General features: G+C 44.9%; 22 protein-coding genes. 18 read left to right on the forward strand and 4 right to left on the reverse strand.

The annotated features are described in order from the left end of the window. The first annotated feature begins 58 nt into the window (after positions 1 to 58). Complete coding sequence (gene tcyP / locus NST22_RS05015; RefSeq protein WP_003244685.1) at positions 59 to 1450, forward strand: L-cystine transporter TcyP; 1392 nt, start codon at positions 59 to 61, stop codon at positions 1448 to 1450. A gap of 39 nt (positions 1451 to 1489) precedes the next feature. On the opposite strand, the gene NST22_RS05020 is transcribed toward tcyP, so the two are convergent. After that, positions 1490 to 1945 carry a hypothetical protein gene (locus NST22_RS05020; protein WP_003245285.1) on the reverse strand — a complete coding sequence of 152 codons (456 nt, stop codon included), beginning with the start codon at positions 1943 to 1945 and terminating at the stop codon, positions 1490 to 1492. Positions 1946 to 2094: 149 nt separating this feature from the next. Here NST22_RS05020 and NST22_RS05025 point away from each other — a divergent pair, with 149 nt between their 5' ends. Continuing rightward, positions 2095 to 2664 (forward strand): YhcN/YlaJ family sporulation lipoprotein, encoded by a 570-nt coding sequence (locus NST22_RS05025; protein WP_003245125.1) that lies wholly within the window; start codon positions 2095 to 2097, stop codon positions 2662 to 2664. Between the two features lie 120 nt (positions 2665 to 2784). Then, on the forward strand, positions 2785 to 3753 hold the full coding sequence (locus NST22_RS05030) for a hypothetical protein (protein WP_339232959.1): 969 nt from the start codon (positions 2785 to 2787) through the stop codon (positions 3751 to 3753). Here NST22_RS05030 and NST22_RS05035 read toward each other — a convergent pair. After that, on the reverse strand, positions 3685 to 4338 hold the full coding sequence (locus NST22_RS05035) for a spore coat protein (protein WP_009966881.1): 654 nt from the start codon (positions 4336 to 4338) through the stop codon (positions 3685 to 3687). The genes NST22_RS05030 and NST22_RS05035 overlap by 69 nt on opposite strands. A gap of 82 nt (positions 4339 to 4420) precedes the next feature. Between NST22_RS05035 and yhcR the strand changes: the two genes are divergently transcribed. Next, positions 4421 to 8074, forward strand: a complete 3654-nt coding sequence (gene yhcR, locus NST22_RS05040; protein WP_010886455.1) for an endonuclease YhcR — start codon at positions 4421 to 4423, stop codon at positions 8072 to 8074. Further along, positions 8071 to 8667, forward strand: a complete 597-nt coding sequence (gene srtA, locus NST22_RS05045) for a sortase SrtA (RefSeq protein WP_003244666.1) — start codon at positions 8071 to 8073, stop codon at positions 8665 to 8667. Before yhcR ends, srtA begins: the two co-directional genes overlap by 4 nt. 29 nt (positions 8668 to 8696) lie before the next feature. Here srtA and NST22_RS05050 read toward each other — a convergent pair whose 3' ends face one another. Beyond that, positions 8697 to 9605 carry an RluA family pseudouridine synthase gene (locus tag NST22_RS05050; RefSeq protein WP_003244785.1) on the reverse strand — a complete coding sequence of 303 codons (909 nt, stop codon included), beginning with the start codon at positions 9603 to 9605 and terminating at the stop codon, positions 8697 to 8699. 110 nt (positions 9606 to 9715) lie between these two features. Here NST22_RS05050 and NST22_RS05055 point away from each other — a divergent pair, with 110 nt between their 5' ends. From NST22_RS05055 to yhdA, 13 genes are all read left to right on the forward strand, one after another. Continuing rightward, positions 9716 to 10111: a YhcU family protein gene (locus NST22_RS05055; RefSeq protein WP_003233401.1), complete on the forward strand. Its 396-nt coding sequence runs from the start codon at positions 9716 to 9718 to the stop codon at positions 10109 to 10111. Positions 10112 to 10247: 136 nt separating this feature from the next. Further along, complete coding sequence (locus NST22_RS05060; protein WP_003245462.1) at positions 10248 to 10670, forward strand: CBS domain-containing protein; 423 nt, start codon at positions 10248 to 10250, stop codon at positions 10668 to 10670. A 126-nt stretch (positions 10671 to 10796) separates the two neighbouring features. Beyond that, complete coding sequence (locus NST22_RS05065) at positions 10797 to 11459, forward strand: HAD family hydrolase (protein ID WP_003245030.1); 663 nt, start codon at positions 10797 to 10799, stop codon at positions 11457 to 11459. Between the two features lie 15 nt (positions 11460 to 11474). After that, entirely contained in the window at positions 11475 to 13016 is a 1542-nt protein-coding gene (locus NST22_RS05070; protein WP_003245514.1) for a bifunctional GNAT family N-acetyltransferase/carbon-nitrogen hydrolase family protein, read from the forward strand. Positions 13017 to 13436: 420 nt separating this feature from the next. Beyond that, positions 13437 to 14789 (forward strand): aspartate aminotransferase family protein, encoded by a 1353-nt coding sequence (locus NST22_RS05075; protein ID WP_010886456.1) that lies wholly within the window; start codon positions 13437 to 13439, stop codon positions 14787 to 14789. Between the two features lie 27 nt (positions 14790 to 14816). Beyond that, entirely contained in the window at positions 14817 to 15395 is a 579-nt protein-coding gene (gene glpP, locus NST22_RS05080) for a glycerol uptake operon antiterminator GlpP (protein ID WP_003233388.1), read from the forward strand. A gap of 178 nt (positions 15396 to 15573) precedes the next feature. Further along, entirely contained in the window at positions 15574 to 16398 is an 825-nt protein-coding gene (gene glpF / locus NST22_RS05085) for a glycerol uptake facilitator protein GlpF (RefSeq protein ID WP_003233386.1), read from the forward strand. 18 nt (positions 16399 to 16416) lie between these two features. Further along, the gene (glpK, locus tag NST22_RS05090) at positions 16417 to 17907 is read left to right on the forward strand and encodes a glycerol kinase GlpK (RefSeq protein ID WP_003233384.1); all 1491 of its coding nucleotides are present in this window, start codon (positions 16417 to 16419) and stop codon (positions 17905 to 17907) included. Between the two features lie 140 nt (positions 17908 to 18047). Then, entirely contained in the window at positions 18048 to 19715 is a 1668-nt protein-coding gene (gene glpD / locus NST22_RS05095) for a glycerol-3-phosphate dehydrogenase (protein WP_003233382.1), read from the forward strand. Between the two features lie 131 nt (positions 19716 to 19846). Next, complete coding sequence (pgcA, locus tag NST22_RS05100; protein ID WP_003244986.1) at positions 19847 to 21592, forward strand: phosphoglucomutase; 1746 nt, start codon at positions 19847 to 19849, stop codon at positions 21590 to 21592. A 148-nt stretch (positions 21593 to 21740) separates the two neighbouring features. Then, the gene (gene yhcY, locus NST22_RS05105; protein ID WP_003245750.1) at positions 21741 to 22880 is read left to right on the forward strand and encodes a two-component system sensor histidine kinase YhcY; all 1140 of its coding nucleotides are present in this window, start codon (positions 21741 to 21743) and stop codon (positions 22878 to 22880) included. Further along, entirely contained in the window at positions 22877 to 23521 is a 645-nt protein-coding gene (gene yhcZ / locus NST22_RS05110; RefSeq protein ID WP_003245647.1) for a two-component system response regulator YhcZ, read from the forward strand. The genes yhcY and yhcZ overlap by 4 nt, the downstream gene beginning before the upstream one ends. Beyond that, a complete protein-coding gene (gene yhdA / locus NST22_RS05115; RefSeq protein WP_003244703.1) occupies positions 23518 to 24042 on the forward strand; it encodes an FMN-dependent NADPH-azoreductase in 525 nt (174 codons plus the stop codon). Before yhcZ ends, yhdA begins: the two co-directional genes overlap by 4 nt. 14 nt (positions 24043 to 24056) lie before the next feature. Here yhdA and NST22_RS05120 read toward each other — a convergent pair whose 3' ends face one another. Then, positions 24057 to 24299 (reverse strand): YhdB family protein, encoded by a 243-nt coding sequence (locus NST22_RS05120; RefSeq protein WP_003233373.1) that lies wholly within the window; start codon positions 24297 to 24299, stop codon positions 24057 to 24059. Positions 24300 to 24344: the final 45 nt, after the last annotated feature.

The raw sequence follows: 24344 nt of genomic DNA on the forward strand, positions 1-24344 counted from the left end.
CCATCGGAATTAGTGTAATATAGTAAATGAGAAAATTTGAAGGGAGAGTTTACCTGCTTTGGAGACTTTACTGGTTGTATTACATGTATTTATTTTATTTTTACTTATCTTAGGGCTCTTTGTTATGCAGAAAAAACATGTTTCCTTCTCTAAACGTGTATTTACTGCGCTGGGGCTGGGGATTGTATTCGGATTTGCGCTTCAGCTGATTTACGGCCCGACTTCAAATATAGTCATTCAAACAGCCGACTGGTTTAATATTGCCGGGGGCGGATATGTCAAATTGCTTCAGATGGTTGTCATGCCGCTCGTCTTTATTTCGATTCTCGGCGCCTTTACAAAGCTGAAGCTGACAAAAAATCTTGGGAAAATCAGCGGTTTGATTATCGGGATTTTAGTAGCAACAACAGCAGTTGCTGCAGCTGTCGGTATCGCGTCCGCGCTTTCATTTGATCTGCAGGCGATTCAGGTTGACCAAGGAAGTACAGAGCTTTCACGGGGACAGGAGCTTCAGCAGAAATCAGAGGATATGACAGCGAAAACGCTGCCGCAGCAGATTGTTGAACTGCTGCCTGGAAACCCGTTTTTAGATTTTACGGGAGCTAGACCGACTTCAACGATCGCTGTCGTTATTTTTGCCGCTTTCCTTGGAGTGGCATTCCTCGGCGTAAAACACAAACAGCCGGAACAGGCAGAAACATTTAAAAAACTGGTTGATGCCGTTTATGCCATTGTCATGCGTGTTGTCACACTCATTTTGAGACTGACGCCTTATGGGGTGCTGGCCATCATGACAAAAACAATTGCAACGAGTGATCTTGACAGCATTCTAAAACTGGGCATGTTCGTGATTGCATCATATGCCGCGTTAATCACTATGTTTATCATTCATTTGCTGCTGCTGACGTTCAGCGGCTTGAATCCGGTGATTTATTTGAAAAAAGCGGTGCCTGTACTTGTATTTGCATTTACGTCAAGGTCTAGCGCAGGTGCTTTACCGCTGAATATTAAAACACAGAGAAGCATGGGTGTACCGGAGGGAATCGCAAACTTTGCCGGTTCGTTCGGTCTTTCGATCGGCCAAAATGGATGTGCCGGCATTTATCCTGCGATGCTGGCGATGATGATTGCTCCGACTGTCGGCCAAAATCCATTTGACCCGGTGTTTATTATCACTGTTATCGCAGTCGTTGCCATCAGCTCCTTCGGGGTTGCCGGAGTCGGCGGCGGAGCGACATTCGCGGCGCTTCTTGTTTTATCATCATTAAACATGCCTGTCGCGCTCGCCGGTTTGTTAATCTCAATTGAACCGTTAATCGACATGGGGCGTACTGCTTTGAATGTCAGCGGAAGCATGACATCCGGTCTTATTACAAGTAAGGTCACAAAAGAAATTGATCAAGGGGCATTTCATGATCAATCCAGAGTGATTGAAGCTGAAGAAGCGTAACATATGAAAACGTGTAATCCAAGAGGATTACACGTTTTTTTAACGGCCAGGCTCTAAGTCCTCCAGCATTTCCATCATCGTGTTGTCGTCCATGACATTCATTGCGTTTTGTTCAAAATGAATGGGTTCAGCATAATGCGGCTGTCTTTTTTTCGCGGCTGTCTCAGTTTGCCTAGTTTGAGACTGTGTATGCTGATGCTGTGGTTGCTGCTGTCCAGCGTGCTGGTGCTGACGGCCATTTTGCCGCTGGCTTTGATGCTGCGAACGGTCCTGGTTATCACCGCTGCTTCCGCTGCTTCCGCTAAATGCTTGTTTGACCATGTTTCCTACATTAGAAGCATCAAACGTGTTATTTTCTGAATTTCGTCTGTTCATTTGTCCTGTGATAAACCCGCTGATTCTTTGGCGGATCTGAGGTGATAATGCAGTAATAAGCATAGTTGATCCTATGATCAATGCTGCGGGGCTGATTCCTCTTCGCTGGTTGAACAACATGATCCCTCCTTTGCAGTGTATTCATATTTTCCCCCTCGTTAGACAAATTAACCGTTATATTTCCCGGGAAAGCATTTCCTCCAGATTTGCATGCATAATTAAAGCCAGTTAGAAAAACCTATAAGTAAAGTGATAAAGGAGGAATTCACATGTTTGGAAAAAAACAAGTCCTTGCGTCTGTGCTTCTTATCCCTTTGCTTATGACTGGCTGCGGTGTAGCCGACCAAGGTGAGGGCAGACGTGATAATAATGATGTAAGAAACGTAAATTATCGAAATCCGGCCAATGACGATATGCGGAATGTAAACAATCGGGATAACGTTGACAACAATGTTAATGATAATGTCAATAACAATCGTGTAAATGACGATAATAACAACGACCGAAAACTTGAGGTTGCTGATGAAGCAGCTGATAAAGTAACAGACCTAAAAGAAGTAAAGCATGCCGATATCATTGTGGCTGGAAATCAAGCCTACGTTGCAGTCGTTTTAACCAATGGAAATAAAGGTGCAGTAGAAAACAATCTGAAGAAAAAAATAGCCAAAAAGGTAAGATCTACTGACAAAAACATTGATAATGTTTACGTTTCAGCTAACCCTGATTTTGTAGAGCGTATGCAAGGATATGGAAAGCGTATTCAAAATGGTGACCCAATCGCCGGATTATTTGATGAATTTACACAAACTGTACAGCGTGTATTCCCTAACGCTGAATAAATGAAAGAAGCCGCACAATTTGTGCGGCTTTTTCTTTGCGTTAATGACACACTGCGAACTCAGGCTGCATAGAGTAAAAATAAAAAGGTACAAGACGGACCGGCTCAGGGAGGGAGACGTTTGCGGGATGGCATAGGAAAGCGTGCGGCATCCGCTCTATTCCTGTGCGGAGTCCTTGTGATGCTGGCTGTAAGCTCAGCCATCGTATCAAGCGCGATGTATATCCTGTCTTTTCCAGGTCAGGCATCTGGAATAACAAAAGAACAAGTGACGAAGCACATGAAGAAAGAGTCATTCAAACAGGCCGATATTTATTACACTTCTAAGGAAAAGTCCTTACTGCCATTGACGAAAGAAACGCTTGAATATGCGGTCAGTATTAATCAGATTATGATTGGATATTCGAATCAAAAGCCTATTGACATTATTTTTTTTCCTAATGTAAAACAGATGGAGGCTTACTCCGGTTTATTGGATGTAGTTGGTTTTTATTCTGAACGGGAGCAGCTGATCGGATTGTTGCCTGAAGAGAAAAAGAAACTGTTAGAAGGGGACGAGGTAGCGGTTTATTTGTACCAGAGATTGTTGATTCATGAATACTCGCACCATGCGTTTCACCAGAAATTGAAGGAGCTTGAGACGGATCCCGATGAGTTTCCGTTATGGTTTCATGAAGGGTTAAGCGAGTGGATTGCGAACTATGAATTGCTCATAGATCCGATCACGTTTTCTGTCGTGCCCTTTGACCGTTTGCAGACTGATCGAGACTGGCAGGAAGCTAGAGCCGAATATGACACTGATGTCTATTTGCAAAGCTTTTATATGATCGATGAGCTGACGGACAAATACGGGAAAGACATTATTTCAGAAATGATTAAGGAAACGGCAAAAAAAGGGGACTTTGAAAAAGGGTTTAAATCAGCAACAAAGGAAAGTCTTGATCAATTTGAAAAAGATTTTAAGAAAAAATTTGAAAAAAACAGTGCGGCATTGGATAGTATCTATCCAATGCCTTTGTTATTAGTGAAGTCCTTGCTGACCCATTCCGCCTTGTGTCGGAGGCATTTGTCCTTGGGCAGGGGCGAATGAATTTCGCAGCTGTTCCATATCCTGCGCATCAAGCTGAGGAACCTGGTAATAGCCGTGTTTGTTTTGGTATAGGAAAATTTCAAATGCCATTTCAACATACTCCTGAATTTGCGCAGACAGTACGCGTCTTACGGCCGGATTTGTCATTTCCAGAGAAGCCATCGTCAGCATAGAAGCTTGTGCTTTAATCGCGCAAAGCATTTGTCGGCTGATGATGCTGTCATCAATATCATTCATGGATTGAACAGGTTTTTTAGGCTGTGACGGCTGCATGCCGTAAACAGTCTGGTTGTCTTCCTTCATCATATAAGTTGCTGTTTTTTGTGAAGGTTCGCTTCCTGTTTTGAAGCATTCTGCAGTTATATTGTATTGAGATGTGATGAATTGATGTTGACGATCAAGGATGTTTAGTAATTCTTGATCCTTACAGAATTGTCTCAGCATCATAAACTGATCAAGCACAGTAAGTGTTCCGGAAAGCACCTCATGCATATCAAACATTTCATGTCCGCCGTGGTTTTTATGCGGTTTGCCAGGAATACCTTTGTTCATTTGGGATTGCTGCTGCTGATTGAACTGATCCAAACCGAATTCCTCCTTTTTTTTCAGATCAGCTGTATTTTGTGTCAGTCTGCCGTGTATTATGCAGAAGCCTGAAAGGAATTATATGCTGTCTGTCGAAATGATAAGCAGACAAAATCGTTGTCATTATGTGTATAAGGGAGGAAATATGATGAGGCGTATTCTGCATATTGTGTTGATCACGGCATTAATGTTCTTAAATGTAATGTACACGTTCGAAGCTGTAAAGGCAGCTGAACCGCAACAGCCTATATCGATTGAGAAGGCAATACAGCAAAAAGAAGGACAGGCACTTGTCGAAGGATATGCAGTCGGCCAGGCTGTTTCCCCGCAGCATTATAAACTGACAAGCCCTTTTTCAAATGATTATAATGTTGCGCTGGCAGACCGTAAAAACAAAACATCGCCCGAACACATCCTTCCTGTGCAAATCCCCTCCGCCTTCAGAAGCCAATTTGGGCTGCAAACCAATCCGCTTCTTCTTGGGAAAAAGATAACGGTTCAAGGAAAGCTTGAAAATTACTTTAACACGACAGGACTTAAAAACGTTCAGTCGATGAACGTAACCGATGACACAAAAACTCCGCCGGCTGAACAGCAAGTGACCATAAATGAAGCACGGGGAAGGCTGAATGAAGAAGTAACGATAAAAGGGATCATTACAGCTGATCAAAACGCAATCGGAGGCGGGAAGCTGTCGACCTTTTTGCAAGATGAAACCGGAGGCATTAACATTTATTCGCCATCCCCTGAACAATTTCCCGAATTAAAAGAGGGTATGGATGTCACGGTGACAGGGAAAATCACGTCTTACCAGGGGCTGAAAGAAATCGTTCCAAACTCATCAGGCATCAAAATCAACCAGTCAAATCAATCCCTCCCCGCCCCCAAACACTTAACAATCAATGAACTTATTAACGGCAGCCTAGGTGATCAGTATGAAGGACGCCTTGTGAAACTAACCGCTTTTGTTTCCTCAATTCCAAGTTCTCCTGCCGGCGGCGGTTACAATGTAACAATGATTGATGACGACCATCATGCAATGACGCTCCGGGTTATGAATGAAACAGGGGTGATAAACGAGCTTGATGAGGGCAAATGGTATGAATTTACCGGTGTGTTAAGCAGATACCAAACCTTTCAGCTGCTTCCGCGAAAATCGGCTGACCTGAAGCTGCTTGAAGAGCAGCCCGCACCTCCGTCTGCAGAGGGAGAATATGAAGGGATTGTTGACCGGGTAGTTGACGGCGATACCATTCATCTTAAATCTCCGGTGCTTGGAACGACAAAAATCCGGTTTGTAAATGTAGATGCACCCGAAACATATCACACACCAAAAAATGACGCAGATGAAAATCAATTAAGATTTGGCAAAAAAGCATCTGACTATCTAAAAACGGTTCTGTCCCCGGGTGATAAAATTACTGTCAAGGTCGGGAGTGAAGCCAAGGACAGCTATGGCAGATTGCTCGGACAAGTCATAACCGAATCAGGTTCAAACGTGAACTTAGAGCTTGTAAAAAACGGCTATGCTCCGACGTATTTTATTTGGCCGGTTGACAATGAAGAGGATTATCAGCAATTTCAGGCCGCAGTAGCCGCTGCAAAAAAAGATCAAAAAGGAATTTGGAATGAAAACGATCCCCTCATGGAAATGCCGTTTGAATTCAGAGCCAGAGAGCAAGGGAAAGGCCTGACAAGATATGTGGGGGACTCGTCGAATAAAACATATGTGCAGCCAGCTGACTGGAAGAAGATAGCTGTGGAAAACAGAATTTTCTTCGCCTCAGCAAGTGAAGCGGAGAGCGCGGGATATAAAAAAAGGCAAACGGCACCTCAAGAACATGTGCCGCTTAGAATTCTCAGCATGAATGATTTGCATGGCAAAATCGATCAGCAATATGAGCTTGATCTTGATGGAAATGGAACTGTAGACGGCACGTTTGGACGCATGGATTATGCCGCCGCATATTTAAAAGAAAAAAAGGCTGAAAAGAAAAACTCGCTGATTGTGCACGCGGGAGATATGATCGGCGGAAGCTCTCCAGTTTCCTCTCTTCTTCAGGATGAACCGACTGTAGAACTGATGGAGGACATCGGATTTGATGTCGGAACCGTGGGAAACCACGAATTTGATGAAGGCACGGATGAACTTCTGAGGATCTTAAATGGCGGTGATCATCCGAAAGGCACAAGCGGATATGATGGACAGAACTTTCCCCTTGTATGTGCCAATTGTAAAATGAAATCAACTGGAGAGCCCTTTTTGCCGGCTTACGACATCATTAATGTGGAGGGCGTACCCGTTGCTTTTATCGGAGTTGTCACACAGTCGGCAGCTGGCATGGTTATGCCTGAAGGAATAAAAAATATCGAGTTTACAGATGAAGCAACAGCGGTGAATAAGGCGGCCGAAGAGCTCAAGAAAAAAGGCGTGAAGGCCATCGCGGTTCTCGCACATATGTCAGCTGAACAAAACGGCAACGCCATTACCGGTGAGTCTGCTGATCTTGCAAACAAAACAGATTCTGAAATTGACGTGATTTTTGCCGCGCATAATCATCAGGTTGTTAACGGTGAAGTGAATGGAAAACTGATTGTTCAAGCGTTTGAATATGGAAAAGCGATAGGTGTCGTTGATGTAGAGATCGATAAAACGACAAAAGACATTGTCAAAAAGTCCGCGGAAATCGTATATGTTGATCAAAGTAAAATCGAACCGGATGTCAGCGCGTCAGCCATTTTAAAGAAATACGAAACAATTGCGGAACCGATTATCAGCGAGGTAGTCGGCGAAGCCGCTGTTGATATGGAAGGGGGGTATTCAAATGACGGCGATACACCTCTTGGAAACCTGATTGCGGATGGTATGAGAGCTGCCATGAAAACGGATTTTGCCCTTATGAATGGCGGCGGCATACGTGAAGCGCTGAAGAAGGGTCCAATTACGTGGGGAGATCTTTACAATATTCAGCCGTTTGGAAATGTGTTAACGAAGCTTGAGATTAAAGGAAAAGATTTAAGAGAGATTATCAATGCGCAAATCTCGCCGGTTTTTGGGCCTGACTACAGCATCAGCGGGTTTACGTATACGTGGGATAAAGAAACCGGAAAAGCAGTTGATATGAAAATGGCAGATGGCACCGAGATCCAGCCCGATGCCACATATACATTGACCGTCAACAACTTTATGGCGACGGCGACAGGAGCCAAATATCAGCCAATCGGACTGCTGGGAAAAAATCCGGTGACAGGGCCTGAGGATTTGGAAGCGACAGTTGAGTACGTGAAGAGTTTTGATGAGCCAATTGCGTATACAAAAGAGGGAAGAATTAAGCTTGCTGAAGCCAGTGATATTGAAGACCCTGTAACAGAAGACCCGATAACGGAAGAGCCTGGAGATGATCCGGGGACGGAGGATCCGATTAAAGAGGATCCAAGGCCAGGTGAAGATTTGCCTGATATAAAAGAAACTCCGGGAACAGCACCGGTTCATCAGCTTCCGCCTTCAGCCATTTCGAGATTCAATGAAATACCAATCAACAACACAAAAACCGCTGATACTGCTAATAGCATCAGCACATTGCCGTTACAAACCGAGACTGCGGAAAGCGGGTCTGATCATCAGCTTCCGGATACGTCAGCGGGCTACTATAACTTTATGGTAATCGGTGCGGCGGTGACATTGTCAGGAACTTATCTATATGTCAGAAGAAAAAGGAGCGCCTCCAGAACGTGAAAAAAGTTATTCCACTATTCATCATTGCTGCCGGCCTAGTGATCGCAGGCTATGGAGGCTTTAAATTGATCGATACGAATACGAAAACGGAACAGACATTAAAAGAAGCAAAGCTGGCGGCTAAAAAGCCGCAGGAAGCTTCGGGGACGAAAAATAGCACAGATCAAGCAAAGAACAAAGCATCATTTAAGCCTGAGACCGGCCAAGCGAGCGGCATTTTAGAAATACCGAAAATCAATGCAGAGCTTCCGATCGTGGAGGGCACCGATGCTGATGATTTAGAAAAAGGTGTCGGGCATTACAAGGACAGCTATTATCCTGATGAAAACGGACAAATTGTGCTGTCAGGGCATCGGGATACCGTGTTTCGCCGGACGGGAGAGCTGGAAAAGGGGGATCAGCTCCGTCTTCTCCTGTCATATGGAGAATTCACATATGAAATTGTAAAAACAAAAATTGTCGATAAGGATGACACATCTATTATCACGCTCCAGCATGAAAAGGAAGAGCTGATTCTGACGACCTGCTATCCGTTTTCATACGTCGGAAATGCCCCGAAGCGCTATATTATATATGGAAAACGAGTGACTTAAAAAGCCGAGGCAGTGCCTGCGGCTTTTCTTCATGAAAAATATGTGCGGCAAAGGTTTTTCATATCAGCAGGGAAAGGGGCTTCAGCAACTATGAGCTCGTCTGTTATCGGGTGAACCGCTTGTACTTTATTGGCGTGCAGTGCCTGCCTGTTTAGCAGCTTGCTCCCGCCTCCGTAAAGCGAGTCTCCTGTCAACGGATGGCCGAGGCTCGCCAGATGAACACGGATTTGGTGTGTTCTGCCTGTTTCCAGCTCTAATTCAACGAGCGACAGCCGTTCTTTCGCATTGCTGGCCATTACCTTGAAATGAGTGACGGCTGTTTGCCCGCCTGGTGAAACCCGGCGTCTTGTCGGGTGTGAGCGGTCTCTGCCGATCGGTGAATTAATTGTCCCTTTTTTCGTCCGTAGCTTACCTTCAGCGATAGCGGTATACGTACGCTTCAGCGTCTTTTTCTCTAACTGCTGGTCTAAGATGGCGTGTGCCAAACGATGCTTGGCAAAAACGATAGCGCCAGATGTATCCTGATCAAGACGATGGACGTGGCGCACCTTACATGTTTCGCCATTTATCTGATAATGATACGCGATCAAATTAGCCAGTGTGCCGGTTTGCCCATCCTCATTCGGATGCGTCGCGATGCCAGCGGGTTTATTGATGATGAGCATATGATTGTCCTCAAATAAAATATCAAGCTCGCCATACTCCGGAATGACCGAAGATGCTTCACTTTCCTGAAGATCAATGAACACGCGGTCTCCCTTTTTTACAATCATATTGTTTAAGACGGATTCGTGATTGACCTTTATCTGTTGATGGGACATCCAGTCTTGTATCACTGGTTTAGAAGCTTTGAGCGCTGTTTTGAGTACGGAAAACAGCCATTGGCCGTCCTGTTTTTCATTGATGAGGATCTCAAGCCCTCTGCCTTTTTGGTTCATGTTAAATGGCTCCTTTTCGAAGCGGAAGGCTGCTGTTTCTCATAGGAAACACTTACCTTAGCTTTCGCGTTTTTTTCTGTGCTATTCTTGAGTAAGACTTAGGATATTCGATGGCAAGAAAGGTGATTGACGTGAGAATTGTGAACGCAGCAACTGCAGAACAGGAGAGCTTTATCAAGGAGCTGTCTATGGAGCTGATCCATGATGTATTTCCTCTTTATTTCTCCGAACTGGACATTCAGCGCTTTAAAAAGAAAGGCGTTCTGTCTTTAAATAACCATTATTACCAAGGAACATTAAAAGAAGCATTTCAAATTATGGCTTGTCTGCAAATGATACATATTATCCTGACCAAGCCTTCGCCGCACTCTGATTTGAGTGATCAGGCGATTTTTGAAAAAAACAGCAAGATGCTGAATGATTTTGGGATTTATTTTCCGTTTGCTTTTTCTGACTTTCAAAAGAAGACTAACAAAGCCTTTTTCGGTCAAAGAAGGCTGATATAATCATGCGGCAAGGGCTTTTCTATTTTTAGAAAAGCTCTTTTTGTATCAGAGAAATCATATCATAAAACCTTTCCTCTAACTCCCTTTTTAAACGGCTCGTGTCTGAACATACTAATGATTGAAAGGGGTGCTGACAATGAGTTCAGTTAAAGATACAATGACAACGCAGGTGGCAACCGTTTCTCCGAATCAAACGATTCAGGAAGCGGCTTCTCTAATGAAACAGCATAACGTCGGGGCGATCCCCGTTGTAGAGCAAGGTGTTTTAAAAGGAATGCTGACTGACCGTGACATTGCATTAAGAACTACAGCTCAGGGCCGTGATGGCCAGACACCCGTTTCAGAAGTGATGTCAACAGAACTCGTATCAGGAAACCCTAATATGAGTCTGGAAGACGCGTCGCAGCTGATGGCCCAGCACCAAATCCGCCGCCTTCCTATTGTAGATCAAAACAATCTAGTCGGGATCGTTGCGCTTGGAGACCTGGCAGTCAATCAGATGTCGAACGAGTCTGCGGGATCAGCGCTGACAAACATTTCTCACCAAAACATTCATTAATAAGAAAGAGCTTGCAGTGTGCAGGCTCTTTCTTCACATAAAACCTTACTTTTTGAAAGCAGACTTGTTTCGGGGTATAGTGAGTGTATACATATGTCTCAATTCGTACTAAAGGAGTTGTACCCAGTGATTAAAGCGTTAATTTTTGATTTTGACGGGCTTATTCTAGATACAGAAACACACGAATATGAGGTTCTTCAGGAAATATTTGAAGAGCACGGCTCAGTGCTGCCGCTATCTGTCTGGGGAAAGGTCATCGGAACTGCTGCGGGTTTCCGGCCTTTTGAATATTTAGAAGAGCAGATCGGGAAAAAGCTGAACCATGAAGAGCTCACACAATTGAGAAGAGAGCGGTTTGCCAAACGCATGGAATCAGAAAAAGCGAGACCTGGTGTCGAAGCGTATTTGAATGCGGCAAAGGATTTAGGCTTAAAAATAGGCCTTGCCTCCAGCTCTGATTATAAATGGGTGTCCGGCCATTTGAAGCAAATCGGCCTGTTTGATGATTTTGAAGTTATTCAAACGGCGGATGATGTGGAAGAGGTGAAGCCGAATCCTGAACTCTATTTATTGGCGGCAAAGAACCTGGGGGTATCGCCAGCGGAATGTCTCGCGTTTGAGGATTCTGTCAATGGTTCGATTGCTGCGAAACGTGCAGGCATGAAGTGTGTCATTGTCCCGAATAAAGTAACGGGTACCTTGATGTTTGAAGACTATGATCACAGGCTTGAATCAATGGCGGAGATGGAGCTCGCCCTATTGCTTGATCATCTGAACTCACAAAACTAGAAAGGAGCGAGTAGGTTGTCTGAGAAATTAGATTTGACCCGGTTTGAAAAGAAAATGGTTATCCGCAATATCGAAGAGAAAGACATCGACAAGATTATCGATCTTCAAAAGGACTGCTTTCCAGGAATGGAGCCTTGGAAGCGGGAGCATTTAATCAGCCATTTGGAGCATTTTCCGGAAGGACAGTTTTGTGCAGAATTCGAAGGTGAAATTATCGGTTCGTGCTCAAGTCTCCTGATTAACTTTGATGAATATGATGACCGCCATACGTGGCAGGACATTACAGATGACGGTTATATCACCAACCATAATCCTGACGGCTTGAATATGTACGGAATTGAAGTCATGGTGCACCCGAAATACAGACGAATGAAGATCGGCCACCGTTTGTACGAGGCGAGAAAGGACTTAGCCAGACGCTTAAACCTGAAAAGCATCATCATAGGCGGACGGATTCCAAACTATCACAAATATGCAGAGGAAATGACAGCGAGAGAGTATGTTGAACAGGTGACACGCCACCAAATTTACGATCCGGTTCTTTCTTTTCAGCTGATGAACGGCTTTACCCTTATGCGAATTAACCCGAACTATCTCCCGGATGATACAGCTTCGATCAAGTATGCGACGCTGATGGAATGGAATAATGTCGATTATCTACCGCAGCAGACAAAACGCTATTATAAATCGGCGTTCCCTGTTAGAATTTGTGTGATCCAATACGAAATGAAGAAAATTTATTCCTTTGAGGAATTTGCGAATCAAGTAGAATACTATGTCGATGTTGCTTCCGACGCAAGATCTGATTTTGCGGTGTTCCCGGAAATTTTCACAACCCAGCTGATGTCCTTCCTTGAGGAACGGTCACCGAGCTTGGCGGTGCAGAGAATTACCGAGTATACAGAAGATTACATCAGCCTGTTTACTGACTTGGCTGTGAAGTATAACGTCAACATTATCGGCGGATCTCATTTCGTCGAAGAGGAAGGCAAGATCTATAATATCGCTTACCTGTTCAGACGGGACGGAACGATCGAGAAGCAATACAAACTCCATATTACGCCGAATGAACGCAAATGGTGGGGGATCAGCGCAGGAGACCAAGTTCGCGTGTTTGATACGGACTGCGGGAAAATCGCGATCCAGATCTGTTATGACATTGAATTTCCTGAGCTTGCCCGGATTGCGGCTGATAAAGGAGCCAAAATCATCTTTACGCCATTTTGTACAGAAGACCGTCAAGGCTATCTGCGTGTCAGATACTGTTCGCAGGCTAGAGCGGTTGAAAATCAAATTTATACGGTTATCTCTGGAACGGTCGGAAACCTTCCGCAAACGGAAAACATGGATATCCAATACGCCCAGTCAGGCATCTTTGCCCCGTCTGATTTTGAATTCGCCCGAGACGGCATTGTCGGCGAAACAAACCCGAATATTGAAATGGTCGTCATCGGCGATGTTGACCTGGAAATTCTCAGAAGACAGCGCCAAAACGGTACAGTGCGCCAGCTAAAAGACAGACGACGTGATATTTATCATATTCAATATAAAAAATAATTCCCAAAAAACCCGCCTGAATTGGCGGGTTTTTTTAAACAAAAGCGGAATTGTTTAGGTGCTTTCTTTAAAATAAAAGTAAATTGTATAGTGGATGTGCCTTATGGAGTTTCTGTATTTTCGCCATTTCCTATATCATACAGAAAACGGCTAGGCTTCACATTGCTATTGCAATGGCTGTCCAAGTTGTTTCGAGTGCGACCTTTATCAGTACGATGCTGAGCATTGTCACTTTGCCTGTTTTGCTTTGGAAGCTGCATCCTCTTTCTTCTTGAGAAAGGGGATGTTTTATTATTTACGCGGTTTATTGACTCTGACCCGGTCTGGCTTTATATTGAAGGCAGGGAAATCATCACCAAGACATCACATAAAGAGAAGGTCTGTTTCAATTGAATTGGCATTATAGGGAACGCTAATGAAATGGAGATGATGGGGATGGAAAACATTCAGCAAAATCAGGGATTAAAGCAAAAAGATGAGCAATTTGTGTGGCATGCCATGAAGGGAGCGCATCAAGCGGACAGCCTGATAGCCCAGAAGGCCGAAGGGGCCTGGGTAACCGACACAGACGGACGCCGCTATTTGGATGCGATGTCCGGTTTGTGGTGCGTCAACATTGGTTACGGCAGAAAGGAGCTTGCGGAGGCTGCCTATGAGCAACTAAAGGAGCTGCCTTACTACCCGTTAACGCAAAGTCACGCACCCGCAATTCAACTGGCGGAAAAGCTGAATGAATGGCTTGGCGGCGATTATGTTATTTTTTTTTCCAACAGCGGATCGGAAGCAAACGAAACTGCTTTTAAAATTGCCCGCCAGTACCATCTGCAAAACGGCGACCACAGCCGTTATAAATTCATCTCAAGATATCGGGCATACCACGGCAATACATTGGGAGCGCTCTCAGCTACCGGACAGGCGCAGCGGAAATATAAATACGAGCCTTTGAGCCAAGGGTTCCTGCATGCAGCTCCGCCAGATATATACCGGAATCCTGATGATGCAGACACGCTTGAAAGCGCAAATGAAATCGACCGCATCATGACATGGGAATTAAGCGAAACGATTGCCGGGGTCATTATGGAGCCCATCATTACAGGCGGAGGCATCCTAATGCCGCCGGACGGATATATGAAGAAGGTGGAGGACATTTGCCGGCGCCACGGAGCCCTTTTGATTTGCGATGAAGTGATCTGCGGGTTTGGACGGACAGGTGAGCCGTTCGGGTTTATGCACTACGGTGTGAAGCCTGATATCATTACGATGGCAAAGGGAATCACAAGCGCGTATCTGCCATTGTCAGCGACTGCTGTGAAACGGGACATTTTCGAAGCGTATCAGGGGGAAGCTCCTTATGACCGTTTCCGCCACGTGAACACGTTCGGCGGAAGCCCGGCTGCCTGTGCTTTGGCGTTGAAAAACCTGCAAATTATGGAGGACGAACAGCTGATTCAGCGATCCCGTGATCTTGGAGCAAAGCTTTTAGGTGAGCTTCAAGCTCTGAGAGAACACCCGGCAGTCGGGGATGTTAGAGGAAAAGGGCTGCTGATCGGAATCGAACTCGTCAAAGACAAATTGACTAAAGAGCCGGCTGATGCCGCCAAAGTAAACCAAGTGGTTGCGGCGTGCAAAGAAAAAGGGCTGATCATCGGCAAAAACGGCGATACAGTCGCCGGCTACAACAATGTCATCCAGCTTGCGCCGCCATTTTGCCTGACAGAAGAGGACCTTTCCTTTATCGTGAAAACGGTGAAAGAAAGCTTTCAAACGATATAATATAAAAGTGAATTATTAAAGGAGCACATGATGAGTTTTCACAACCAGCCGATCTTACCGGCTATTCGCAATATGAAGCAATTTGATGAGTTTTTGAACAGTTCATTCTCTTACGGTGTTATTCTTGATATTCATCTCGGCCAGCTGAAGGGCGTGATCAAAGAAGCGCAAAAGCACGGAAAGAACATGATGGTGCACGTCGATCTCATTCAAGGGATTAAGCATGACGAATACGGTGCGGAATTTATATGTCAGGATATCAAGCCCGCTGGGATTATTTCCACAAGATCGAATGTGATTGCCAAAGCGAAGCAGAAGAAAATTTATGCCATTCAGCGCCTGTTTTTGCTTGATACAAGCGCGATGGAGAAAAGCATGGAGTTTATCGGCAAGCATAAGCCTGACTTCATCGAAGTGCTTCCCGGCATCGTTCCGTCACTCATTCAGGAAATAAAAGAGAAAACAGGGATTCCCATCTTTGCCGGGGGTTTCATCCGTACGGAAGAGGATGTAGAGCAGGCATTGAAAGCGGGGGCTGTAGCTGTCACAACATCTAATACCAAATTGTGGAAAAAATATGAAAACTTTTTGACGGAAAGTGATTGACACCGCTTTCATGCACTGATACAATTGCACTAGGTTAATACATTGTGATGGAGAACTCGGAGACCACAGCAGCTCTTTACGGCAAATGTTTATGCACCCGTAAAGCGGTTTGTTGTGGTTTTTTTATTCTCTTCTTCTCTATCATGCTTTTTAATCGTGACTTTAGGAGGAATGTGCTATGACAGCATTTTGGGGAGAAGTCATCGGTACGATGCTGCTTATCATTTTTGGTGCAGGTGTTTGTGCAGGTGTCAATTTAAAGAAATCGCTTTCATTCCAGTCTGGCTGGATTGTTGTTGTATTTGGATGGGGATTGGGTGTTGCCATGGCGGCATACGCGGTTGGCGGCATCAGCGGTGCCCATTTGAATCCGGCGCTAACGATAGCGCTTGCATTTGTAGGAGATTTTCCTTGGAAAGAGGTTCCGGTTTATATTGCGGCGCAAATGATCGGAGCGATCATCGGTGCGGTGATTATTTATCTGCATTACCTCCCGCACTGGAAGTCAACGGATGATCCCGCTGCCAAGCTGGGTGTTTTCTCAACAGGGCCCAGCATTCCGCATACATTTGCAAACGTTTTAAGCGAAGTGATTGGGACATTTGTCCTTGTACTTGGAATCTTGGCCATAGGTGCAAATCAATTTACAGAAGGACTTAATCCTTTAATCGTCGGTTTCCTCATTGTAGCAATCGGTATTTCTCTGGGAGGCACCACCGGCTATGCTATCAATCCTGCACGTGACTTAGGTCCGCGGATCGCCCACGCTTTTCTTCCGATTCCGGGGAAGGGCTCATCAAACTGGAAATACGCATGGGTTCCGGTAGTCGGCCCGATTTTAGGCGGATCATTCGGCGGTGTATTTTACAACGCTGCATTTAAAGGGCACATCACAAGCAGCTTCTGGATTGTAAGCGTTATATTGGTTGTGGTATTGTTAGGACTCTATGTTTATACGAAATCACATTCTGCTAAAACATTATCAAATTCTAAATATATTTAATCAAAGGGGAGACATCTTATGGAAACGTACATTTTATCCTTAGATCAGGGGACGACAAGTTCAAGAGCGATTCTGTTTAATAAAGAAGGCAAAATTGTCCACTCTGCTCAAAAGGAATTTACACAATACTTCCCGCATCCTGGCTGGGTTGAGCATAATGCCAATGAAATTTGGGGCTCTGTCCTCGCGGTTATCGCCTCAGTCATCTCTGAATCAGGAATCAGCGCTTCTCAAATTGCCGGCATCGGCATCACGAACCAGCGCGAGACGACGGTTGTGTGGGATAAAGATACAGGAAGTCCTGTCTATAATGCAATCGTTTGGCAGTCCAGACAGACGTCCGGCATTTGTGAGGAACTTCGTGAAAAAGGATATAATGATAAATTCAGAGAAAAAACAGGGCTTTTAATCGATCCTTACTTCTCCGGCACGAAGGTGAAGTGGATTTTAGACAATGTGGAAGGCGCAAGAGAAAAAGCGGAAAAAGGCGAGCTGCTGTTTGGAACGATTGATACGTGGCTCATTTGGAAAATGTCAGGCGGAAAAGCGCATGTGACCGATTACTCCAATGCCTCAAGAACACTGATGTTTAATATTTACGATTTAAAATGGGACGATGAACTGCTCGACATTCTAGGCGTACCGAAATCCATGCTCCCTGAAGTGAAGCCGTCCTCTCATGTGTATGCGGAGACTGTTGATTATCACTTCTTCGGAAAAAATATCCCGATTGCTGGAGCGGCAGGCGACCAGCAGTCCGCATTGTTCGGCCAGGCATGCTTTGAAGAAGGCATGGGGAAAAACACTTACGGCACAGGATGTTTCATGCTGATGAATACCGGGGAAAAAGCAATTAAGTCCGAACATGGGCTTTTGACAACAATCGCTTGGGGCATTGACGGAAAAGTGAACTATGCGTTAGAAGGGAGCATTTTTGTCGCAGGCTCTGCCATCCAGTGGCTTAGAGACGGTTTGAGAATGTTCCAGGATTCATCGCTAAGCGAATCTTATGCAGAAAAAGTGGATTCAACTGACGGCGTGTATGTTGTTCCAGCATTTGTCGGACTGGGAACGCCTTACTGGGACAGCGATGTGCGCGGTTCGGTTTTCGGCCTGACAAGAGGGACAACAAAAGAGCACTTTATCCGTGCGACACTGGAGTCATTGGCTTATCAGACCAAAGATGTGCTTGACGCAATGGAAGCAGATTCAAACATTTCATTAAAGACGCTCCGTGTAGACGGAGGAGCTGTAAAAAACAATTTCCTAATGCAGTTCCAAGGAGACCTGTTGAATGTTCCTGTGGAGCGCCCGGAAATTAATGAAACGACTGCACTTGGCGCGGCTTATTTGGCGGGTATCGCTGTGGGATTCTGGAAGGACCGTTCTGAAATCGCGAACCAGTGGAATCTGGATAAACGGTTTGAGCCTGAATTGGAAGAAGAAAAACGAAATGAGCTGTATAAAGGCTGGCAAAAAGCCGTGAAAGCAGCTATGGCTTTTAAATAAAGTAATACTATGGTATAATGGTTACAAGTTAATAAGAACGGTCCTGAGATGAGGAGAGACCACAGCACCAAAGTGTAAGCATGCACTTTGGCTGTTGTGGTCTCTTTTTCTATTTACCGTGACAACAAGGAGGAAACGTAATGATGAATCATCAATTTTCAAGTCTTGAAAGAGATCGCATGCTGACAGACATGACGAAAAAAACATATGACCTATTTATTATCGGAGGAGGAATTACAGGAGCCGGAACAGCTCTTGACGCGGCATCAAGGGGAATGAAGGTCGCACTAAGCGAAATGCAGGACTTTGCGGCGGGAACATCAAGCCGATCAACGAAGCTGGTACATGGCGGCTTGCGCTATTTAAAACAATTTGAAGTGAAAATGGTCGCTGAGGTAGGAAAAGAGCGGGCGATTGTGTATGAAAACGGCCCGCATGTCACTACACCGGAATGGATGCTGCTTCCGTTTCATAAAGGCGGCACATTCGGTTCATTTACAACATCTATTGGGTTAAGGGTTTATGACTTCCTTGCAGGTGTGAAAAAGTCAGAACGAAGAAGCATGCTTTCAGCAAAAGAAACGCTGCAAAAAGAGCCTTTGGTGAAAAAAGACGGCTTAAAAGGCGGCGGGTACTATGTGGAATACCGCACTGACGATGCGAGACTGACCATCGAAGTCATGAAGGAAGCGGTTAAATTCGGGGCAGAGCCTGTGAATTACTCCAAAGTGAAGGAGCTTCTTTACGAAAAAGGCAAAGCCGTCGGCGTATTAATTGAAGATGTGCTGACAAAGAAAGAATATAAAGTGTATGCGAAAAAAATTGTCAATGCTACAGGCCCTTGGGTCGATCAGCTCAGAGAAAAAGACCATTCGAAAAACGGAAAGCATTTGCAGCATACAAAAGGCATTCACCTTGTATTTGACCAGTCTGTCTTTCCGCTGAAACAGGCTGTATATTTCGATACACCTGATGGCCGGATGGTATTTGCGATTCCTCGTGAAGGCAAAACATACGTGGGAACAACAGACACTGTTTACAAAGAGGCGCTGGAGCATCCGCGGATGACAACGGAGGATCGTGATTATGTCATCAAATCAATCAATTACATGTTCCCGGAACTGAATATCACTGCGAATGACATCGAATCCAGCTGGGCGGGGCTGCGTCCGCTGATTCATGAAGAAGGCAAAGATCCTTCTGAAATTTCACGGAAAGACGAGATTTGGACATCTGACTCAGGCCTGATCACCATTGCCGGCGGAAAACTGACTGGATACAGAAAAATGGCGGAGCACATCGTTGATCTTGTCCGTGATCGCTTAAAAGAAGAGGGCGAAAAGGATTTTGGACCATGTAAAACGAAAAACATGCCAATCTCTGGCGGGCACGTCGGCGGTTCGAAAAATCTTATGTCCTTCGTTACCGCGAAAACAAAAGAAGGAATTGCAGCCGGTTTATCAGAAAAAGACGCAAAACAGCTTGCGATCAGATACGGCTCTAACGTAGATCGCGTCTTTGACCGGGTAGAAGCGCTGAAAGATGAGGCCGCGAAACGCAACATTCCGGTTCATATTCTTGCTGAGGCAGAATACAGTATAGAAGAAGAGATGACTGCAACCCCTGCTGACTTCTTTGTCCGCAGAACGGGACGTTTATTTTTTGATATCAATTGGGTAAGAACATATAAAGATGCCGTTATTGATTTTATGAGCGAGCGATTCCAATGGGATGAGCAGGCGAAAAACAAACATACAGAAAACCTCAACAAGCTTTTACACGATGCGGTCGTACCGCTTGAGCAATAAATCATAACGGGCTGTCTGCAGCCCGTTATTTCTTTTTACGTGCCGAAAGGGGGAGATCTCAGGTTATCAAGTGACAGAGGCACCCGCTTCATATAAAATAATGGCATAAGCTGATACATAGGAGGACGAATATGACTTGGAGAAAGAGCTATGAACGCTGGAAACAGACAGAACATTTAGATCTGGAATTAAAAGAGCGCCTTATTGAATTAGAGGGAGATGAACAGGCCCTTGAGGACTGTTTCTATAAAGACCTTGAATTCGGTACCGGCGGAATGCGCGGGGAAATCGGCGCCGGGACAAATCGGATGAATATTTACACTGTGCGCAAAGCATCGGCCGGGTTTGCGGCATACATCTCGAAGCAAGGTGAGGAAGCGAAAAAACGGGGCGTTGTCATTGCTTATGATTCCCGCCATAAGTCTCCGGAGTTCGCGATGGAAGCGGCAAAAACACTTGCGACACAAGGCATCCAAACATACGTGTTTGATGAGCTTCGCCCGACGCCAGAGCTGTCATTCGCTGTTAGACAGCTGAACGCTTATGGTGGAATTGTGGTAACGGCAAGCCATAACCCGCCTGAATATAACGGCTACAAAGTATACGGGGATGATGGCGGCCAGCTGCCTCCAAAGGAAGCGGACATCGTCATTGAGCAGGTAAACGCGATTGAAAATGAGCTGACGATCACAGTGGACGAAGAAAATAAGTTAAAAGAAAAAGGCTTAATCAAAATCATCGGTGAAGATATTGATAAAGTTTATACAGAAAAACTGACGTCCATTTCTGTACATCCTGAATTATCGGAAGAAGTAGATGTAAAGGTTGTTTTCACACCGCTGCATGGAACTGCAAATAAACCGGTCAGACGCGGTCTTGAAGCACTCGGCTACAAAAATGTAACGGTTGTCAAAGAACAGGAACTGCCGGATTCAAACTTCTCCACTGTTACATCGCCGAACCCGGAAGAGCATGCGGCATTCGAATATGCCATTAAGCTTGGGGAGGAGCAGAATGCAGATATTCTCATCGCGACAGATCCTGATGCTGACCGCCTCGGCATCGCGGTGAAAAACGATCAAGGCAAATATACAGTGCTGACAGGAAACCAAACCGGAGCGTTGCTGCTTCATTACCTGCTTTCTGAAAAGAAAAAACAAGGCATCCTGCCTGATAACGGTGTTGTTCTCAAAACGATCGTCACAAGCGAAATCGGCCGTGCTGTAGCTTCTTCATTCGGCCTTGATACGATTGATACGCTGACAGGCTTTAAGTTTATCGGTGAAAAGATTAAGGAATACGAAGCATCAGGCCAGTATACCTTCCAATTCGGTTATGAAGAGAGCTACGGTTATTTAATCGGGGATTTTGCCCGCGATAAGGACGCCATTCAGGCTGCGCTTTTGGCAGTTGAAGTTTGCGCGTTCTATAAAAAACAGGGAATGTCATTGTATGAGGCGCTCATCAATCTCTTTAACGAATATGGTTTTTATCGTGAAGGGCTGAAATCCCTGACGCTGAAAGGCAAACAAGGAGCAGAGCAAATTGAAGCGATTCTTGCTTCCTTCAGACAAAATCCGCCGCAGAAAATGGCGGGCAAACAGGTTGTCACAGCAGAAGATTACGCTGTAAGCAAACGGACGCTTCTGACTGAAAGCAAAGAAGAAGCCATCGACTTGCCAAAATCAAATGTATTGAAATACTTCCTGGAAGACGGGTCTTGGTTCTGTCTCCGTCCTTCTGGAACTGAGCCGAAGGTTAAATTTTATTTCGCCGTAAAAGGGTCATCTTTGGAAGACAGTGAAAAGCGACTTGCCGTCCTTTCTGAAGATGTAATGAAGACGGTGGATGAAATTGTTGAGTCAACAGCAAAATAATTCAAGTATGAGCTGGGTCATTGTAAATGATCCGGCTTTTTCTTTTTCTCATCCAAAAGTCTGAAAGAAAATCATCCTACAAGTGAAGCAATGAAATACAAAAAACTGGTATAATCTTAAATACAAGATCAATGCCGGAGTGAGAAACGTGAGCAAAACGAGGATGGAAAAATTAAAAACGCTGAAAACGATTGCGGAAACCTTAAATCAAGGGCACGATATCAAAGCAACACTGGATGAGGTTTTAAAAGAGTTGCTGAGTCTGACAAACCTTCAATCCGGATGGATTTTTCTGATCGAAGAAGATGGGTCTTATACGTTAGCGGCCGACGCTTATCTGCCCCCGGCTTTAAGCCGCAAGGAAAAAGTGCTGATGTGCGAAGGGGAGTGTTACTGCCTGACGAAATTCAATAACGGAGGGCTTAGAAAAGCTGCAAATATCATGAACTGCAAACGCATCGAATCAGCAGAAAACCTGCATTGTTTTGACACAGAAGGGATTACGCATCATGCAACTGTGCCTTTAGAAGACGGGGACAGAAGATTCGGATTGTTAAATGTAGCGGCGGCCGGAAAAACCATGTTTGATGAGGAAGAGCTGCATTTACTCGAGTCTGTCGCCTTTCAGATCGGAACGGCAATCCAGCGTATGAGGCTTTCTGAATATCAACAAAAAAATGCTCTTTTAATGGAGCGTAACCGCCTCGCTCAGGAGCTTCACGATTCAGTCAATCAAATGCTGTTTTCCGTCAGTTTAACTGCCAAAGCTGCGAAGACACTAACAAAAGATGAAAATTTACAGCAGATGATTGATTTCATCCAAAACCTATCACAGGACGCGCTCGCAGAAATGAAAGCGTTAATTTGGCAGCTTCGCCCCGGAGGATTGGAAAAAGGGCTGGCTGAAGCCATTAAAAGCTATGGTGCGCTCATTGGATTGAAGATCATTTTTACACAAAAAGGCTGTCCTGTTCTGACTGATGAGCAGGAGCATATGCTATGGCGTGTCGTACAGGAAGCTTTAAATAACTGCAAAAAGCATGCCGGAACGGATACGGCGTATGTTAGTCTGACTGCTTCTTTGTGCCATGCGGAGCTGGATATCATCGATCATGGGGCAGGATTTCGCTATGAAGCGCATGCCGGTCTGCCTTCACTTGGCATAAAAGGTATGAAAGAGCGAGCGGAAAAAGCCGGAGCTAAGTTTTGGATTGAGTCAGCGCTTGGAACTGGAACAAAGCTGTCCATCAGGCTTCCGCTAAAAAGCCGAAAAGGAGGGGCGGTATGAAAATTGTCATTGCTGATGATCATCATGTTGTCAGAAAGGGTCTGCGTTTTTTCTTTGCCACCCAGGATGATATTGAAGTCGTCGGAGAAGCTGCAACTGGATTAGAAGCCCTCCGTGTCATCGAAGAGACAAAGCCGGATCTTGTGCTAATGGATTTGTCTATGCCCGAGATGGACGGCATTCAAGCCATTAAAAAAGCAATACAGCAATTTCCGGATACGAATATCATTGTGCTGACGAGCTACTCTGATCAGGAGCACGTCATCCCCGCGCTTCAGGCAGGCGCGAAGGCGTATCAATTAAAGGATACGGAGCCCGAGGAATTGGTGAAAACACGACAAGTGCATGGTGGCGAATACAAGCTTTCTACAGCTATTATGCCCCATGTGCTGACACATATGAAAAATCAGCACGACCCGGAAAAAGAAAAATACTATCAATTAACTAGAAGGGAAAAAGACGTTCTGACTGAAATAGCGAACGGGAAAAGCAATAAAGAAATCGCAGCAGCCTTGTTTATTTCAGAAAAAACAGTAAAAACCCATGTATCGAATCTTTTAGCAAAACTTGAAGTGGCCGATCGCACGCAAGCAGCGCTTTTCGCAGTGAAATATAACCTGAATGGAGAGATCTCAAAATGAACATGTTAGTCATAAATGGCACGCCAAGAAAACATGGCAGAACAAGAATTGCAGCATCCTATATTGCAGCTCTGTATCACACGGATTTGATTGATCTAAGCGAGTTTGTATTGCCCGTTTTTAACGGTGAAGCGGAACAATCTGAACTGTTGAAAGTACAGGAGCTTAAGCAACGCGTTACGAAAGCGGATGCGATTGTATTATTATCGCCTGAATATCACAGCGGCATGAGCGGCGCTTTAAAAAATGCCTTGGATTTTCTAAGCAGCGAACAATTCAAATATAAGCCCGTTGCATTATTGGCAGTAGCGGGAGGCGGAAAAGGCGGCATCAATGCGCTGAACAATATGAGAACTGTGATGCGGGGTGTCTACGCCAATGTCATTCCGAAGCAGCTGGTGCTTGATCCGGTGCATATTGATGTTGAAAATGCTACAGTGGCTGAAAACATTAAGGAAAGCATAAAAGAGCTTGTCGAAGAACTCAGCATGTTCGCAAAAGCAGGAAATCCCGGCGTCTAAACGCCGGGATTTGTTTATGTGAGAAGGGCTATTTGATCTTCATAAGTCAGCTCTGTGGCATGATCAATATATCGGAGAAGGGAATACAGCATCTTTTCTAAAACGGCGTAATCCTGTTCAAAATGATACGCATGCAGAAAATGCTCAATTCGTTTTGATAACAAATCGTCCTCTGTACGCACCATTAAAATTAATAAATTATCCCATTGAGAACGATGGGTGTAATAAAGCGCTTTATCGTAATCGGCATAATCCATGAATCGCTTCTCCTTTCTTGGGTGAGAAGTTCATGATTAGTTTAT

The organism is Bacillus sp. PS237 (genome assembly GCF_037963345.1).
GTDB lineage: Bacteria > Bacillota > Bacilli > Bacillales > Bacillaceae > Bacillus > Bacillus subtilis.